The sequence below is a fragment of the Alloscardovia omnicolens DSM 21503 genome, assembly GCF_000420505.1.
Classification (GTDB): Bacteria; Actinomycetota; Actinomycetes; order Actinomycetales; family Bifidobacteriaceae; genus Alloscardovia; species Alloscardovia omnicolens.
In genome coordinates, this window is sequence record NZ_ATVB01000004.1 from 88,871 (window position 1) to 105,572 (window position 16,702).

General features: G+C 49.5%; 15 protein-coding genes and 1 tRNA gene. 6 read left to right on the forward strand and 10 right to left on the reverse strand.

Going from position 1 to position 16,702, the window contains the following annotated elements:
- Positions 1-460: 460 nt before the first annotated feature.
- From G464_RS0102800 to G464_RS09900, 3 genes are all read right to left on the reverse strand, one after another.
- Positions 461-2,518, reverse strand: a complete 2,058-nt coding sequence (locus tag G464_RS0102800) for an ABC transporter ATP-binding protein (protein ID WP_022856641.1) — start codon at positions 2,516-2,518, stop codon at positions 461-463.
- Positions 2,511-4,415, reverse strand: a complete 1,905-nt coding sequence (locus G464_RS0102805) for an ABC transporter ATP-binding protein (RefSeq protein WP_022856642.1) — start codon at positions 4,413-4,415, stop codon at positions 2,511-2,513. The genes G464_RS0102800 and G464_RS0102805 overlap by 8 nt, the downstream gene beginning before the upstream one ends.
- Before the next feature lie 232 nt (positions 4,416-4,647).
- Complete coding sequence (locus G464_RS09900) at positions 4,648-5,076, reverse strand: DUF2089 family protein (protein WP_022856643.1); 429 nt, start codon at positions 5,074-5,076, stop codon at positions 4,648-4,650.
- A 554-nt stretch (positions 5,077-5,630) separates the two neighbouring features.
- On the opposite strand from G464_RS09900, the gene relB reads away from it, so the two are divergent.
- Entirely contained in the window at positions 5,631-5,870 is a 240-nt protein-coding gene (relB, locus tag G464_RS0102820; protein ID WP_230957668.1) for a type II toxin-antitoxin system RelB family antitoxin, read from the forward strand.
- A 34-nt stretch (positions 5,871-5,904) separates the two neighbouring features.
- Positions 5,905-6,126 carry a type II toxin-antitoxin system RelE family toxin gene (locus tag G464_RS09905; protein ID WP_060808773.1) on the forward strand — a complete coding sequence of 74 codons (222 nt, stop codon included), beginning with the start codon at positions 5,905-5,907 and terminating at the stop codon, positions 6,124-6,126.
- A gap of 183 nt (positions 6,127-6,309) precedes the next feature.
- Here G464_RS09905 and G464_RS0102830 read toward each other — a convergent pair whose 3' ends face one another.
- Positions 6,310-6,831 carry an NADPH-dependent FMN reductase gene (locus G464_RS0102830; RefSeq protein ID WP_022856647.1) on the reverse strand — a complete coding sequence of 174 codons (522 nt, stop codon included), beginning with the start codon at positions 6,829-6,831 and terminating at the stop codon, positions 6,310-6,312.
- Positions 6,832-6,994: 163 nt separating this feature from the next.
- On the opposite strand from G464_RS0102830, the gene G464_RS0102835 reads away from it, so the two are divergent.
- Positions 6,995-7,687, forward strand: coding sequence for an HAD family hydrolase (locus G464_RS0102835; RefSeq protein WP_051126677.1), 693 nt, complete (start codon positions 6,995-6,997; stop codon positions 7,685-7,687).
- On the opposite strand, the gene G464_RS0102840 is transcribed toward G464_RS0102835, so the two are convergent.
- Positions 7,684-9,618 carry an acyltransferase family protein gene (locus tag G464_RS0102840; protein WP_022856649.1) on the reverse strand — a complete coding sequence of 645 codons (1,935 nt, stop codon included), beginning with the start codon at positions 9,616-9,618 and terminating at the stop codon, positions 7,684-7,686. The genes G464_RS0102835 and G464_RS0102840 overlap by 4 nt on opposite strands.
- A 222-nt stretch (positions 9,619-9,840) precedes the next feature.
- Here G464_RS0102840 and G464_RS0102845 point away from each other — a divergent pair, with 222 nt between their 5' ends.
- The gene (locus tag G464_RS0102845) at positions 9,841-10,380 is read left to right on the forward strand and encodes an NAD(P)H-dependent oxidoreductase (protein WP_022856650.1); all 540 of its coding nucleotides are present in this window, start codon (positions 9,841-9,843) and stop codon (positions 10,378-10,380) included.
- Positions 10,381-10,433: 53 nt separating this feature from the next.
- On the opposite strand, the gene G464_RS0102850 is transcribed toward G464_RS0102845, so the two are convergent.
- The 3 genes from G464_RS0102850 to G464_RS0102860 form a co-directional block, all read right to left on the reverse strand.
- The gene (locus G464_RS0102850) at positions 10,434-10,886 is read right to left on the reverse strand and encodes a Panacea domain-containing protein (protein WP_022856651.1); all 453 of its coding nucleotides are present in this window, start codon (positions 10,884-10,886) and stop codon (positions 10,434-10,436) included.
- A 419-nt stretch (positions 10,887-11,305) separates the two neighbouring features.
- A tRNA-Ala gene (locus G464_RS0102855) sits at positions 11,306-11,378 on the reverse strand.
- A 64-nt stretch (positions 11,379-11,442) separates the two neighbouring features.
- A complete protein-coding gene (locus G464_RS0102860; protein WP_021617439.1) occupies positions 11,443-12,105 on the reverse strand; it encodes a VTT domain-containing protein in 663 nt (220 codons plus the stop codon).
- Positions 12,106-12,308: 203 nt separating this feature from the next.
- On the opposite strand from G464_RS0102860, the gene rsmI reads away from it, so the two are divergent.
- Positions 12,309-13,244: a 16S rRNA (cytidine(1402)-2'-O)-methyltransferase gene (gene rsmI / locus G464_RS08665; RefSeq protein WP_021617440.1), complete on the forward strand. Its 936-nt coding sequence runs from the start codon at positions 12,309-12,311 to the stop codon at positions 13,242-13,244.
- Between the two features lie 23 nt (positions 13,245-13,267).
- Here the strand turns inward: rsmI and G464_RS0102870 are convergent, their stop codons facing one another.
- Together G464_RS0102870 and G464_RS0102875 are read right to left on the reverse strand one after the other, a co-directional pair.
- Positions 13,268-13,510: a variant leucine-rich repeat-containing protein gene (locus G464_RS0102870; protein ID WP_022856652.1), complete on the reverse strand. Its 243-nt coding sequence runs from the start codon at positions 13,508-13,510 to the stop codon at positions 13,268-13,270.
- Positions 13,510-14,376, reverse strand: coding sequence for a hypothetical protein (locus G464_RS0102875; protein WP_022856653.1), 867 nt, complete (start codon positions 14,374-14,376; stop codon positions 13,510-13,512). Before G464_RS0102875 ends, G464_RS0102870 begins: the two co-directional genes overlap by 1 nt.
- A 163-nt stretch (positions 14,377-14,539) precedes the next feature.
- On the opposite strand from G464_RS0102875, the gene metG reads away from it, so the two are divergent.
- A complete protein-coding gene (gene metG / locus G464_RS0102880; RefSeq protein ID WP_276324644.1) occupies positions 14,540-16,435 on the forward strand; it encodes a methionine--tRNA ligase in 1,896 nt (631 codons plus the stop codon).
- Positions 16,436-16,702 lie beyond the last annotated feature (267 nt).

Below are 16,702 nucleotides of genomic sequence, written 5' to 3' on the forward strand. Positions count from 1 at the left end.
CTTAAAGTCTGGTTTTAGCGTAGCTGTTGTGGGTTGCTGTGCTGCGCGGATTGCTTGTATTTTTCCTGACCAGAATAAGCCGAAACGTTCTTGCTCACCTTCAAGGTCGGGGTCGAGGAGTGTTTTGAGTGCTTCAAAATCGATTTTTCCGTCAGCTACTACTTCAGGGAACAGATCCTTAATTTTTTTTGGCGGCTTCTGTATTGAAGTTGGGGCTAGACGATGGGACTTTGCTAATATTCACACTCATAATATGCCTCAATACACAGTAGCCTTGCATAACACTACATAAAAATACATAAGAGCGCATATGAAAGCACATGAATACATACATCGACTTAGCGATAACATCAGGCCGAAATCCTAATATTATGTCGTATATGAGGAATATCAAATCAAAGAGCCTCTGACCGTCTCACTCGAGACAATCAGAAGCCCTTTTCCTTAGTAAGAAAAACCCCTACTCCAACTCAAACGCACCGGTATACAGCTGGTAATACTGTCCCTTTTGCTCAATGAGCTGGTCGTGTGTGCCGCGCTCAATAATGCGACCGTGATCCATCACCATAATCACGTCGGAGTTGCGCACAGTGGAGAGGCGGTGTGCAATAACGAACACAGTGCGTCCTTCCATCAGTGCATCCATACCTGCCTGCACAATCTCTTCCGTGCGGGTGTCGATCGACGAGGTTGCTTCGTCCAAAATCATTACTGGAGGGTCGGCTACTGCAGCACGGGCAATCGACAGCAGCTGGCGCTGACCTTGCGATAATCCACTTCCGTCACCAGACAACACGGTATCGTAGCCTTGAGGCAACATGCGAATAAAACCGTCGGCATTGGCAAGCTTAGCTGCTTCAATACATTCGTCGTCGGTGGCGTCGAGCTTACCGTAGCGAATGTTATCCATCACAGTCCCGGTAAACAGGTTCACGTCCTGCAGCACCACACCGAGGCTTCGGCGCAAATCATTCTTGTTAATGTGCGAAATATCAATGCCATCATACAAGATCTGACCAGAGCGAATATCGTAGAAACGGTTGACCAAGTTGGTAATAGTGGTCTTTCCTGCACCGGTTGCACCCACCAGAGCCACTTTCTGACCTGGCTTAGCGTACAAAGTAATATCGTGCAGAATTTCGCGGTCAGGATTGTAACTGAAGTCCACGTTGGTAAAGCGAATATCTCCGCGCAGTCGAGTGTATACGCTCGCTGTGCGTTCGTTTGTAGCGCGTGACGGCGTGCTTTCGACCGAAATACTACCCACCAGCGCTTCGAGAGCCTGGGCGTGAGCGCCGTCCACAGCATGCGCAGTAGAGCGTGAACGTAACACATTGCTTGGCGCAGCAGATATTTCCGCCACGTCTTCGCGCACTTCAATACCTTCCGGCACCTTCCAAGCCCACGCATTCGTATGCTTAGAGCTTTCGGTAATACTGCCGTCCGGCTTAATCAGCGCGTTGACGAGCGTAACGGTACCGTTATCGTGCTCAACCTTCTCATCGAGCAGGCTAAAGATTCGCGAGGCGCCGGCCAGCGCGAGCATAACCATCGTAAACTCGTTAGAAATCTGAGCGATCGGGTTAATAAAGCTGCGTGAGAGCGTAAGGAAAGAGATGAGCGTACCGATAGTCAGCGCGCTCGATCCGGCTAAACCGAAGTTTGGGAACGCTGCCAAGCTTGCGTATGCGCCCACAAGAGCGACAATAACGTACAGCAGGTAGCCGAGGTTACCCACCGCAGGCATGGTAACGTTACCGTACGAGTTTGCGGTAAGAGCCGCGTTAAACAGTTTGTCGTTTTCCTCGTCGAACTGCTTTTGGATCGCTTCCTCGTGCGTAAAGACTTTAATAACCTTCTGACCGTTAATCGCTTCCTCGATAAAGCCGTTCACATCGCCGAGCGCTTTCTGCTGCTTCACAAAGAAGCGGCCAGAAGTTCCGGCAAGGAAACGGATGACGAGAACCACGAACACCGTGTATACGAGCACGCCGAGCGCGAACGGTACGCTCAGATAGAGCATAGAGATGAACGCGGCGAGCATAGAGATAGCAGAGGAGAAGATCGCAGGCATTGATTGAGAGATAGCCTGACGCAACACGTCTGTATCGTTCGTATAGAAGCTCATGATGTCGCCATGCTGATGCGTATCGAAGAAGCGGATTGGCAGCTTCTGCATGTGCTCGAACATGTCGTCGCGCAACTTCTTGAGCGTATCCTGTTCTACGCGCACTAAAATACGGGCATACAGCAGGTTAGACAGCACGCCGAGCGCGTAAATAGTTGCCATAACGCCCAAAATCTGAGCCAATGGACCAAAGTCTGGGTTCGCCTGGCCTACCAGCGGCAAAATGTAGTTGTCGATAAGCGTTTTAACGAACAATGCCATGCTTGCGTTGGCAACGGCAACAATAACAATGCAGACGAAAACCACTGCCAAGTGCAGCTCGTTACCGCGCACTAATTCCTTAATGAGGCGCTTTAATGTGCCGCGATGTGCGCCTTGTTCCTTACTCATCAATAGCACCTCCCTTTTCCTGAGACTGCGCAATAGAACGGTATTCTTCGCAGCTTTCCATCAGTTCATCGTGCGTACCGTGGTCTAAAACGGTACCGTTGCTCATCACAATAATCTGGTCGGCATGCTTAACCGAGCTGATGCGCTGAGCGATAATAATCTTCGTCGTATTAGGAATTTCCTGAGCAAAAGCGTTACGAATGCTGGCGTCTGTCTTGGTATCGACTGCCGAAGTGGAGTCGTCCAAAATCAAAACTTTCGGCTTCTTTAAGAGCGCGCGAGCGATGCACAAACGCTGCTTCTGACCGCCCGAGAAGTTCGAACCGCCCTGCTCCACGCGCGAATCGTAACCATCTGGGAACTGGTCGATAAACTCGTCTACACACGCTAAATGTGCAGCGTGGCGAATCTCTTCGTCGCTCGCTTCCGGATTGCCCCAACGCAAGTTCTCGGCAATCGTGCCGCTAAACAGAATGTTCTTCTGCAGCACCATGCCCACTTCCGTGCGCAAAACGTCGAGATCGTAGTTACGCACGTCGCGGCCACCCAAACGCACCGAACCGTCCGTGGCATCGTACAAACGAGGGATGAGCTGAACCAGCGAGGACTTCGCCGAACCAGTACCGCCCACGATGCCCACCGTCGAGCCGGATGGAATCGTAATGTTAATGTGCGAAAGAACATCCTTCTCACTCTGGTCGGAGTAGCGGAACGTAACATCCTTAAACTGCACAGTGCCGTCGGCAACGTGTTCGAGTGCTTTATCCGGGGTTGTTACCGTGGATTCTTCGCGCAAAACGGCAGCGATACGGCTGGCGGAGGCGCGCGAAATAATAATCATGATGAAGATGAAGGAAATCATCATCATAGCCATCATAATTTGCAGCGTGTAGGTAATAAGCGAGGTGAGATCGCCCGTGGTTAAACCGTTGGCCGCAACATTGCCAGAGGCTACAATCTGACGCGAAGCCATCCAGCTCAAGATGAGCATAGCAATGTAAATGGAGCTAATAAGGATTGGATTCGAATATGCCAAACGCAGTTCTGCCTTCACAAAGAACTTGTAGATAGCAGAGGAAATATGCTTGAACTTAAAGTCTTCGTGGTCTTCGCGGTTGAAGGACTTTACCACGCGGATGCCGAGCAGATTTTCTTCTACATTGGAATTGAGGCGGTCGTATACGCGGAAAACGCGCACGAAAATAGGGTGGACGCTGGCAATAATGCCGATGAGCGCGCCACCTGCTAATGGAATAAGAGCCAAGTAGACGAAGGAAATGCTTGGGCTAATGCGGAAGGTGAAGAACCACGCGAAAATAACCATGAGCGGAGCGCGGAAAGCCACGCGAATAAGCATTTGGAAAGAGTTCTGAACGTTGGTTACGTCTGTGGTCAGGCGCGTGACGAGCGAACCTGAGGAGAAGCGGTCAATGTTCGTGAAGGAGAAGTCTTGCACCTTCTTGAACAAATCATGACGCAAGTTGCGAGACAAACCTGTTGCCGCCTGCGCCGCGTAACGACCGGCACCAATACCGGCTGCCAGAGAACACAAAGCGATGACCAGGAGAACAAGACCCCACTGCCAAACCTTGGAAATGTCATGCTTGTTTAAGCCCTGATCGATGAGGAAAGCCATAAATGTTGGGATTAACACCTCGAAAAGCGCTTCAATAGCCACCAAAACAGGGGTGAGATAAGCTGCCTTCTTGTATTGACGAAGACTATTGAGTAGTGTTCCAAAATCGCGGACTGAGCCGTCTCCATCGCCATAGCCGTTGTTGTCTTCTAACTGTTGCATGGCAAGTTCGGCCTGCTCGAGGGCGGCGCGCTCGCGGGCATCGAGGGAGTCGTTGTTCTCTGCAGTTTCTGCGGTGTTTTTAGTATTTTTGCGCGACATTTTTCTCCTTTCTTTTCAATCAAGTGTTAGCCAAATAGGCACCACGGTGCGAAAGGAAAGCGCCAAACGGACTGCTAGTTTCAGGGCATTTTTGGGCGCGACGGGCCAGAGCATAAATCTGGAGACGTTGTTTCGGCACAAATACACACGAATTTTAGATAGTGTGTGCAACGGGTGCATAGCAAAGTTCTATACTAGCACCACCGCTGGGCGAGCGAGCGCAGCGTTTAGCCTAGAGCGCGGTTTCCGCGCGGCGATGATCGGAGCGTTCTTCGTCGTCTTCGTTCACGCTAATGTCTGCGATCTGAGCAGACGAGGTGTTTCCTAGCCCCTCAGCATCGCGCAGCTCGGAAATCTCCTCGATCGGGGCCGGAGCCGCGTGCAGCTCCTGATAGCTCTTAATGAGGGTTTGCGCGGTCTTAATATTGATCTTCTCGTCCATCATGAGCGAGCGGATGAGGGTGACGAACATATCGTCCGGTGCGCAGTTATACATGTGAATCTTGTTAATAAGCTGATCGAGGCGGTGGCGCAACGTTGGATACGAAATGCGATACAGCTTGCTCATCTCCTTGAGCGAGCCTGATGACAACATAAAGTTCTTAATGAAGATTGCATCTTCGTCCGATAGATACTGCAACCACCCTTTTGCATTATCCATGTGTGTATCCCTCTTCTCTGGTGTTTCGTGCTGGCCGGGGGTTTCTTGCGTTTTGCTCAACAGAGCTCACCGAGTTCGACAAAGCTCGCAAACCGTGGCTGGCACTCTACCCATAATATTATACTGACAATTTTTTGTGAAGCTGCTGGGAGTGCGCGGGTGTGAGGAAAGCCTCATGGGGGCTTTCGGGTGGGGCGGGACTCTGTGAATTTGGGTGTTCATGCGTACTGGCGATTGGGTGTTCGTCACACTCACAACGCTCACGTACGTGTGAGTGCTGTTTTTGTGGTGGAATCGAGCGTGAAGAGTGTGACTTCGCCGTGCACACAACGCTCACGTTCATCAGATCGTGGTTTTAGTGATAAATCAGTGCGTGGCGATTGTGTGTATCACGAACTAACAACCTTCAAGACCTGGTTCACGAAAATGAACTCTGTGTCGCTCATTGAACTAGTAGCTTTCTTACGAAACTCGATTTCTACGATAAAACATTGGACGATATCCTGTATAATATGTATAACAACGTTATACATATTATACAGTTTGAAAGGTTAATGATGGCTTCACAACTTACTGCAGTTCGTCTTCCTGGCGAATTGGTTGAGCGTTACGACCAGCTCGCCAAGAGTACTCACCGAACTCGTAGCTTTTATCTTACTCAGGCATTGTCGCAGTCAATTGATCAGCTGGAATACGAGTATGGAATTTTATCCGATGTAGAAGCGTATAAGCGTGGAGAGTTGGAGACAGTAACTGTTGAGGAAGCAAGGCGAGATCTTGGCTTGGACGATTAGGATTTCGAAACGAGCACTAAAATCGTTGCGAAAGATGGATAAGCAAGTTTCCAACCGAATTCTTAATGAATTAGACCGTGTAGCTGAGCTTGATAATCCAAGGAAGCGAGGCAAAGCCTTAACTGGTCAACTTTCTGGATTATGGCGTTATCGTATTGGCAACTATAGGGCTATATGCATGATTGAGAATAATGAGTTGGTGATCCTTGTAATCGATGTTGATCATAGAAGCACCATATATTCGAAGAATTATTAGCCTCGTTAAGGCGTTTAAGGAACTTTTCCTCGGTGGCGAGCGCTTCTTAGCCAAGCAACGTGCGCACCCGTCATGGCTCACAGCAAAAAACGCCCCCATCCAAACCAAACCAAACAAAAAACGGGCGAACGCGCCAAAAACGTATCCACCCGCATAAGAGCTAAGAGCTAGGAAACGAAACAACTAGCCAATCTTGGCCAAGAAAGCGCTCACCTGAGCTTCGAGTGCGGCGCGCTCGTCATCGCTCAAAGTGAGCTCGCCGGTAGCCCACTCAGCGGTGAGGTTGTGACCGAACAGTGGCTCCTCGAGAACATCCATGCCGATGAACTTAGCCAAGCGCACGGCGTCTGCGAACATGTGATTAAAGGAGTCATAAGCGGATACGGAGGAGAAGGTAATCTTCACGCCGTTGGATACAGCGGTTGAACGCTCGTTCGCAACAACTGGGCGAGAGATCCAGTCGAGCAGGTTCTTTACCTGTGGGGAGTAGGTGTCGTTGTACACAGGGGAGACGAACCAGACGCCGTCAGCCTTTTCGAAAGCGTCGCGAGCAGTAGCAACTGAAGCTGGAGCTGGGAATTCGATGTCCTGGTTAACGAATGGAACCTCGGAATAGTCGAAGAAGTCTACTTCAGCGCGGTCGCCGATGGTCTTCTTAATTTCGTTTGCGCGCTGGGAACCAACAACAATCACAATCTTTGCCATAATATTTCTCCAATAGGTATGTGTTAAAGGGGTTCAACAAGGTAGGCGATTTAGGAAAAATTAGCCTACCTTAACGTCTACTGCCTAAGATAGCGCGGCAAGTTAGAGCGCGCACGGTAATATCATTGTTGGCATGAGATAACGCTGAAAGTGAAGTGTGGGAATGAATAACGCAACCTCGAAATCGACGACGTTACCAGCTGCAGTCATGTGGGATTTGGACGGCACGCTCATTAATTCCGAGCCGTACTGGGGCGAAAGTGAGCGCGCACTGCTCGACCGCGCTGGCGGCGCCTGGACCCCAGATATTGCCGCTCAGCTGCAGGGAAGTTCGCTCGCTTTCGTAGCGAACTTTATGATTCAGGCGGGCGTTAAAGATATGGGCGCGGAAGATATCGCCCACTTCATGGTCGAGTTCGTCTACAAGAAGGAAGTTGAGCGCTTGCCATGGCTGCCAGGCGTGTACGATCTAATTACTGCTGTGCGCGACGCCGGTATTCCGCAGATAATCGTGACCAGTTCGCCAGAAAAGATGGCCCGCAACGTGAAGGAGCAAGCTCCTGAAGGCGCGTTTATGGCCTACGTGTGCGATAACGACGACGTGCCACACAAGCCAAGTCCGGAGCCTTATCTTTTGGCCGCGCGCACGATGGGCGTGGATATTAAGGACTGCTTGATTTTTGAGGACTCTGTTCCAGGCTTGACCGCTGCCGCCGCATCCGGCGCATCATGGGTATCGGTTACCGGTTACTCCAGTATTGATGCGCGCGAACGCGGTTTAGCCTCGCAGTTCGTTCGCGATTACGAGGGCTTGGGCATTGACGATATTGCCCGCTTTTTCGCGCATAAAGGTTAGCCCGCGTTTACTTTTTTCGCTATCTGCTGATTCAGCCAGTCTTGCAAAGCATCAGCAATCGTTTGCGCGTACAGGGAACCGCCACCATCTGGAGTGGTATGGATCCCGTCTGGTCCGAGAACTTCTGGGTGTGCTGTGGCTGCAGCGTCCCAGTTCACGACCAAAGCGCTATCAGGATGTTCTTGCGCGAACGTGGTGACGTTCTGGTTCGAGCCGGCAATCCACGAGCGGTCAGCGTGCGCGTTCACTAAAATCATCACATGATCGGGGCCGAGCGCATCGCTCATCTGCTGGAACTCGTCGAGCGTTGCTAAACCGTTCGTTGTCAGCGCAATAATCACGTACTTTTTAAGCGTTCCCGCGGCCTTCATGGTGTTAATAATGCCCACGCCTGTCGAGGAGTGACGCGAAACCGCGGCGTCGATGGTAATGCCCGGGAAGCGATCGTTGAGCGCGGCCGAAGCGCCAAGCATAACGGAATCGCCAATACCGGTGATGTTATCGCCGGACGGCATCGCGAACTGTTCCTTCGCCTCCTTTGCTCGTTTCTTACGTTCCAGCGCGTTCTTGCGGTTCTGTTCAGCCAACTTTTGCGTGGCATCGTAGAGCTGCTGCTCAAGCTGCGTGCAATCCGGCGCCTGCGGCAAAATAACCGCGCTCGCGCTCACAGAAGAGAGAACGAGGATGATGGCAACAACGATGCGGGCGATTAGAGCGCCTGACTTTTTCGCTACTTTAAGTGATTTAAGCGGCTTCTCGATGAGGTAGAACGTGCCGAGCGTGAGCAGTGCGGCCAGAGCGAACGAGGCGTACGGGACGAGCCAATCGCTGATCGGTTTGCTGATGTGTACCGAGCTTTTCATGAGCACATAAATTGGCCAGTGCCACAGGTAGAGGCCGTACGAGTACTTGCCTAGAACGGTAAGGGGTTTCCAAGCGAGCATCGGCTTCATCCAGGAGCTGTCGGATTGCGCGTCTGCGATGATAATCGCTACTGCTACGCCTACCAGGAACAGGCCGCCGCTAAAGGTGAACAGGCCTTCTTTCTGCGTGAAGGCGACGATGGTGAGATAGCTGAATGCCGTGAAAGCGGCGATGGAGAGCGCGGAGTGGGTCTTAACTTTTTTAGCGAGAGCGAAGGCCAAGCACATGCCTAAGAAAACGCCAAAACTGTGGGTATCGGTGCCGTAGTAGAGACGTGAAACGTCCGAAGCGTCCGTCGTGGTTTGGAACAGGGCGGCCATTTCTGTTGCGCTCGCGATGGCGAGGATGGCTGTGAGCGTGATGCCCGCGATGCGCGTTGTTTTGCTTGACTTTTTGCCCAGAGCTTTCGCGGCCAGAACAACAAGCGGAATGATGATGTACATCTGCACAATCAGCGAGACGAACCACAAGTGGTGGAAAATCTCCGGCGATGACGCTGCGAAATAATCGCCATTGTTAAGAATCGAGTACCAGTTAAAACTCGAGGTGAGCACCCACAGTGCAGACTTTTTCGCGGCAACGAGCGCGTCTTTGTTGAGCAGGTATGCGGCTACGACCGATACGCCCGCAACCGTGAGCATAAGCGGGTAAATGCGTACGAAGCGCTTGGAAATGTAGGATGAGTACGTTGGAGCTTTCTGCGGTGAAACGGGCGGCGGAACAGGAGGTTGATTGTGCAAGCGTTTGAGCGCTTTCTTTTGCTTTTTCGCGGCCTTTTTAGACAGCGGTTGCGCTGGGATCGGGTCTTTCGGAGCCGACGCTGCTGGTGCGGTCGGGAGGAGGGAGCGAGTAATCAGGAAGCCGGTGAGAACGAAGAAAATCTCTACGCCCACGAAACCGCCTGGCATCAGGTGCTCATTAAAGTGGTAAAGAATAATGAGCAGGATCGCGAAACCGCGCAATCCCTCGAGTGCTAAGTTGCGAACCTTGGGCTGATGTTCTGTCACTGTCGTACCCTCATCAAGTGCTTTAATCTGTATCCCGTAAGAATTCTAGTGCGAGCCATGCTGTTTCGGGCCGCGCAAGTGTGTATGTTCTGTGGGAATCATTTGGGGAATACATGCTACATCGCGCGAGCGATGATTGCGGAGGTGTGTTGTGGGCTTGAGTATAGAATGGGGAGCGGGCCGGGTCACAGAAGACGCTGGCTTCGAACAGAAAGAAGAAAAATGACTGCTGTGGTTTATGTATTTCATCCGGATTTGGCTGGATCTGTTGTAAATCGTGCGTTGGCTGGCGCTGTTGCTGAGCTAGACGATGTTCTCGTGCGCAACATGTATGCGCAGTATCCAAATTATGCGATTGATGTAGAGGCTGAGCATGAGCTGATTGAGGGCGCGGATGCTGTTGTTTTGCAGTTTCCTCTGTATTGGTACTCGACGCCGTCATTAATGAAGAAATGGCTCGACGATATTTTGACGGAAGGTTGGGCGTATGGCGAGGGCGGTACGCGCTTGCGCGGTAAGAAAGTGATGCTTGCGTTGAGCGCGGAAGTGGATGAGAAGTATTATTGCACTGGTGGTGGTCTTGAAGGAGCTGTCGGTTTTGAGATTTCGCAGCTACTGAGCCCTCTGGAAGCGACTATGCGCTTCGTGGGGATGGAGTGGTTGACGCCGTTTAGAACTTTTGGAACCATGCACATTAGCAAGGAGCGCGTTGCTGAGCGTGCTCGCGAGTATGCAGATGCAGTGCGGGAGTTGGCGGGGTAGATATAAATCAACAAACCTCCCAAGACAAGGCATGTTGAGACTTGAGAGGTCTACTAAAAGATGTGAACCGGATTGTTCTTATAAAATGAGCGCATCGCCTCTTGCGTAATAGGTTTGTTACCTAATTCGGTAGGTCCTAAGCCCTTGCGTGTATTAATCCAAGGTGACTCTCTATGAGTGCGCTCGCTAAGCTGGTTTGCAGAATAATCTCCCATATATGTAAGGACATCAAGAATAATTTGTTGTTCTTCGGGAGTCGGCGTCTGAACATTGGGAGCATTCAAATCGCGTCGGCGAATCATGAACAGTCCCCTGTGGAAGTTAAACAGCTCTTTTGACACGGGACCATTAATCCAGGCAAAAAATTCTGTATCAACAAGCGGTTTATCTTGTTCGACGAAGGGATTCGGCCTGCGCGTAATAAACCAGTTTTGCAGCTTCATTGTGGTCATAGGCCGAGAATTATCTAAGATAAAAGCTGCTACATCCGCTACGGTCGTCGACATTTTCACCACCTTCCCCTGTTGGTAGAAATTATAGCGTTTTCGCTAGTAAAAGGTTACTGTCCGAGAAGAAAACGAATAGAATGCAAGCGATTCAGAGCGTCATGCTCGGCAATTGTTAGCCCAAGAGTATCGTGCTTCAAACGTAGCTCTTCAAGAGAGCCAAACTCCTTGGAAAGTTTAGACTCCTAAGCGCGCAACTCTATGGAAGTTAGTTTGACACGCTTAATGGGATAAGAATCGTTTTTTGACTGCATAGACATCGAGCACCTCCGAACCAACATAAATAAGCACATATCTCATGCAAAACTATGCGTTTTTATGTGGAATTGTGCGTTTGAGAGTAGGCTGCGAAACCGCTTAAAATCGTTGAAATTACAAAGAAAAAGGTCTGTCCGGTGGAATGAGTGGACAGACCTTCGTGGAGCTAGGGGGAGTCGAACCCCCGACCTTTTCGATGCGAACGAAACGCGCTACCAACTGCGCTATAGCCCCGTATCTAACGTGTTACTACTATACGCAGATGTGTATACACGTTAGACGTATGTGTTTTTAGTTCTTATTTCTCGTTATTTTTCTTGCGGTTAAGAAGGCTGCGAACACCAGCAATAAGAGTTGGAGCAAGGGAAACAAGCAAAATTGCAACAATAACCAGCTCAAAGTTCTTTTGCACGAATGGAATGCCGCCAAAGAAGTAGCCGAGCAGAGTGAACAAAGAGCTCCATGCCAAACCGCCAATAACACTGTATGGTGTGAAACGTTTCCAACTCATGCCGGATAAACCGGAAATAAATGGCATAAAAGTACGAATGAATGGGAAGAAGCGGCCGAGGAACACAGCCAAAGGTCCCCACTTTTCAATCATGGCTTCAGTTTTAGCAACACGCTCAGGGGTCATAGCCTTAACCTTGCCGGATTCGATAATGCGACGACCGAAGAAGTGTCCAATGAAGTAATTGCACTGGTCACCAATAATTGGGGCACTCCACACAATTGGCAAGAGAACTGCCAAAGACATTGGATTATTAGGGTCGCCAGCAAAATATCCTGCAGCAAAGAGTAAGGAATCGCCTGGCAGGAATGGCATGAAGACAACGCCAGTTTCCACGAAAATAATAAGGAAAATAAAGGCGTATGTTGGCGCTAAGCCCATTGCGATCCAGCCTGCAATTGCGCCACGTGGATCTTTCAACAAATTAACAAAAAAATGGATGATACCCATGTCTCTCCTGGAGGTGAAAATTACATAACCTCTGCCTAGTCTATGAGAAAAATGAAGGAATGCCTCGAAGAGCGCGGAATATAAACAGTTTCCACATAAACAGGCGTGTAAAAGCTTTTTTGCTGGCGAGTGAGAGGTGCTGATTTCTTTGCGCTGAGAACTCGATAGTGCAGCGTGATGTAGGTGGTTGTACTCTAGTAAGCATGGAATACGGCGAAGATGTACAAGACAACACACATCGCACAGAACTTGACGACGGTCGTGTGGTTCTAGCAGCCACTCCGATTGGTAATACAGCAGATGCATCAGCACGCTTGGTTACTCTTCTTGAAACAGCCGATATTGTGGCAGCAGAAGATACACGACGACTTTATGATTTAGCTCGTCGCTTGGGAGTGCATGTGTCGGGGCGTGTGGTGGCGTACCACGACCATAATGAGCGTGGTAAGGCAGATTCTCTTCTTGACGAAGTTGCGTCTGGTGCCACTGTTCTTGTCGTCTCCGATGCTGGTATGCCTACCATTAATGATCCTGGTCTTGCCATTGTGAGGCGTGCTATTGAACGCGGTTTGCCGGTAACTTGTGCTCCGGGTCCTTCTGCGGTTCTCGATGCTTTAGCTCTGTCAGGTCTTCCGACTGACCGTTTCTGCTATGAAGGTTTTGTACCTCGTAAACATGCTGAACGTATGAAGCGTTTGCGTGCTTTAGCAGGCGAAATGCGAACCATCGTTTTTTATGAAACTCCTCATCGCATTGAAGAGACCATGAACGATCTTGAAGAAGCTCTTGGTTCTTCACGTCTTATGGCTTTAGCGCGTGAACTGACTAAGGATTACGAAGAAGTTCGTCGTGGCACAATTAGTGAAATCCGTGAAAGTGTGGTCAATAATCCTCCTCGCGGTGAGATTGTGTTAGTAATTGCAGGAGCTTCTGAAGAAGAAGCAGTGCAGGCTGCAGGCTCCTCTATTCTCAGCATTGATGACTTAGCTCAACTTGCTGTGCGCACAGCACAAAACAATAACGTGCGCATCAAAGAAGCGATTACGCAGGTGGTTGCAGATAATCCTCTTCCTGACGGCTCGTTTATGTCTCGCAAAGATGTGTACGCACGCGTGCTCGACATGAAGAATTCCCGTTAATTCGTAAGGACTTAACAGGCAGGCTAAAATGAGTCAAAAAGTACAGAAAAAGCTTCTTTAACTCGCGGCCCGCCAGTTTGCGAAATATATTCGAGTAAATCGGGCGTAGCTGCCGTATTAGCAATAATCCAAAACCTTAAATCAGGAATATGGCGAGCAATATGCCATAAAATTTCTGGCGATGTGCTCGGGTCTGTTGCTACGCGAGGCGTGAGTTCAAGAGGCGGTTCGGGTGGAGGACTGCCTGGATAAAACGGTTGATTCATTACGTCTCCTGTGAGGTGTGAGTTTTATCGTTTTCTGTCTCGTTATCTGCAGACGGTTGAGGTGACTGCATTGCGGAATAATTGGGTCTGTTTAAAGCGCGAATCAGCAGATGCAGTCCTGCTGTATAGCGCGGACGTCTTGTATTTTCTCGCATCAGTTCGAGGCAATCATGCTCAGTAAAGTTATACTGCTGCGCAAGCTCAACCAATAAATCGCTCACTTCTTCCGGATGCTTACGTGCATCCTCGCTACAGGCTAAATCACATGCAGTAATTTCTGGAGTGGTAACGAGTAAATCTGCGAACTCATATAAATAGGAGTGATGGATTTGCCGAGCGCTGGATCGTACCTTGCGTCCAAAAAGAATGGAATGGTAATTATGGTCGCGCATAACGTCAATGCGCCCCGGAAAACGTCCTCCTAACCAAATCCAAGCAGCGAGCAGCCCTGAAGCAATCGAATGCTCAGGAATCACATCGCGCACCACATGCACGCGCATAAAGGAAGTAGCGGAAAAGCGAGCAGGGAAGAAGGTGTTATCGTCTAACTGATCGAGAGCTTGGCATGAGCGTAGCCGATGCAAGCACATAAGACCAGGGTAGTCAGAGACATGGCGTAAAGGATGACGTAAGTCTGCCGAAATCATGGGGTGAGAGCGCAATATTTTCTTGTGATATGTGTGTGCAGACATCATCGTCTTGCGGTCTATTCGCTTGTCTAAAGAATCTGGCAAATCATCGGGAACGGTTACGAGCATGGCATCATGCAGTGCATCGGTTGGCGGTGTGGCAGCAGCCGATACCTTCTTTTCTGACTTAACCGTGCAGGCAGGCGGAGTATCTGAATGTAAGCGTTGTTGGTTCATGTACGACACCTTATAGCCAGAAAATACAAATAAAAAATCGTGTGAGAAAAAGCTGTGCATAACCTCTTGTGTGTGGATGAAATACGTATGTTTTCACATTTATGCACATATAGTTGTTGTGGATGAATGTGAAAACATACCTGAAGCGCAGAAAACTGGCTCTATGTCGCCTCAATTAGAGATAATCAACAACATGAGTCATGTATTAGTAGCAGTAGCTTGGCCTTATGCCAATGGTCCTCGTCACATCGGTCACGTAGCCGGTTTTGGTGTTCCTTCCGATGTGTATGCCCGTTATGAACGTATGAAGGGCAATGATGTTTTGATGGTTTCGGGTACCGACGAGCACGGTACCCCAATTTTGGTGCAGGCAGACGCGGAAGGCGTTACTGCGCAGGAATTGTCAAACCGCTACAATCGTGTGATTGCTCAAGATTTATGCAATCTGGGTTTGAGCTACGATCTGTTTACGCGTACCACAACGAAGAATCATGAAATCGTTGTGCAAGATATGTTTAAGCAGTGCTTAGAAAATGGCTACATTTACAAGGGTACGCAGATGGTGGCTATTTCGCCATCGACCGGTCGCACCCTGCCAGACCGCTATATCGAAGGAACCTGCCCAATCTGTGGTGCAGACGGCGCTCGCGGCGATCAGTGCGATAACTGCGGTAATGAGCTTGATCCAATTGATTTGAAAAACCCAGTTTCGAAGATTAATGGCGAAACTCCTCGTTTCGAAGAGACTGAACATTACTTCCTTGATTTGCCAGCATTGGCAGAAGCAAACTTGGCATGGCTCAAGACTCGCGAAGGTTGGCGAACTAATGTTATTAACTTCTCCATTGGTTTGTTTAATGAAGTGAAGCCTCGCGCAATTACTCGCGATATTGATTGGGGTATTCCTATTCCAGTTCCAGGCTGGATTGATAACCCAAATAAGAAGCTCTACGTGTGGTTCGATGCTGTTATTGGTTATTTGAGCGCATCTATTGAGTGGGCTCGTCGCAGTGGAGATGACCAAGCATGGCGCAAGTGGTGGAATGATCCTGAAGCCTTGAGCTACTACTTCATGGGTAAAGATAACATTACTTTCCACTCCCAGATTTGGCCATCTGAGCTGCTTGGCTACAATGGTGCTGGCTCTAGGGGTGGCGAAGCTGGCGGCATGGGGACGTTGAATTTGCCTACTGAAGTGGTGTCTTCTGAGTTCTTATCTATGGAAGGCAGAAAGTTCAGCTCGTCGCGCGGCATTGTGATCTATGTGAAAGATATTTTGGAGCGTTATCAGGTTGATGCTGTGCGCTACTACATTTCTATTGCTGGCCCAGAAACCTCTGATTCCGACTTTACATGGGCGGAGTTTGTGCGCCACAACAATGATGAGCTTGTCTCTGGTTGGGGTAACCTCGTGAACCGTGTAGCAACGCTGATTCATAAGAACTTCGGCGAGATTCCTGCTGTAGATGAGGCTTTCGTTACCGATGAAGACCGCGCTCTCTTAGAGACTACGGCCGTTGCTTTCGATACAGTCGGTAACTTCATTCACAACCACCGTCAGAAGGCTGGTTTGGCTGAAGCTATGCGTATTGCTGGTGAAGTGAACAAGTATATTTCTGCAACCGAGCCATGGAAGATTAAAGATAGTCCAGAGCGATTGGCTGCTGTATTGCACACTGCAGCACAGGCTGTGATGGATGTGAACATTCTTCTCTGCCCATATTTGCCTCATTCTGCACAGAAGGTGTGGGAGACTATGGGCGGAACTGGCGTCTTCTCGCCACTTCCTCATATTGAAGAAGTAACCGATTTGGACAACCCAGACTTCACTTACCCAATTATTACGGGTGAGTACAAGCTGGGTGAGAACGTGCATCCATGGCAGCGTGAAAACATCGTTGCTGGTACTCCAATTGCCAAGCCAGCGCCAATCTTCCAGAAGATTCCAGTAGAAGCTGTGGGAGAGGAGCTGGAGCGTTTCCAGGCTGAGCTCAATGCTCGTCAGGAAAAGGAAAAGGCTCGTTTGGAAGCGGAGAAGGCAAAACTGAGCAATGAGTAGAGCCGAAGCTACTAGAACAAAAACGACTAGAGCTGCAACTCTCAAGTCGCTCAGTCCCCTAGTAAAACGAATAAACAAAATAAACGAATAAGCAAAAAAGAAAAGAGATAAGAGACAAGAGAGACGAAGCGCTTTCTGGAGAAACATAAACAATGTAAAGGCTGCCTTCACATTTTCTTCACAAAATTCTAAGCTTGCGCTCAGGTATTTTGCACATTCAGCTCAGAAAGAGTGGGTTTAATAATAGGTATCAGCATTAGAGCTGGC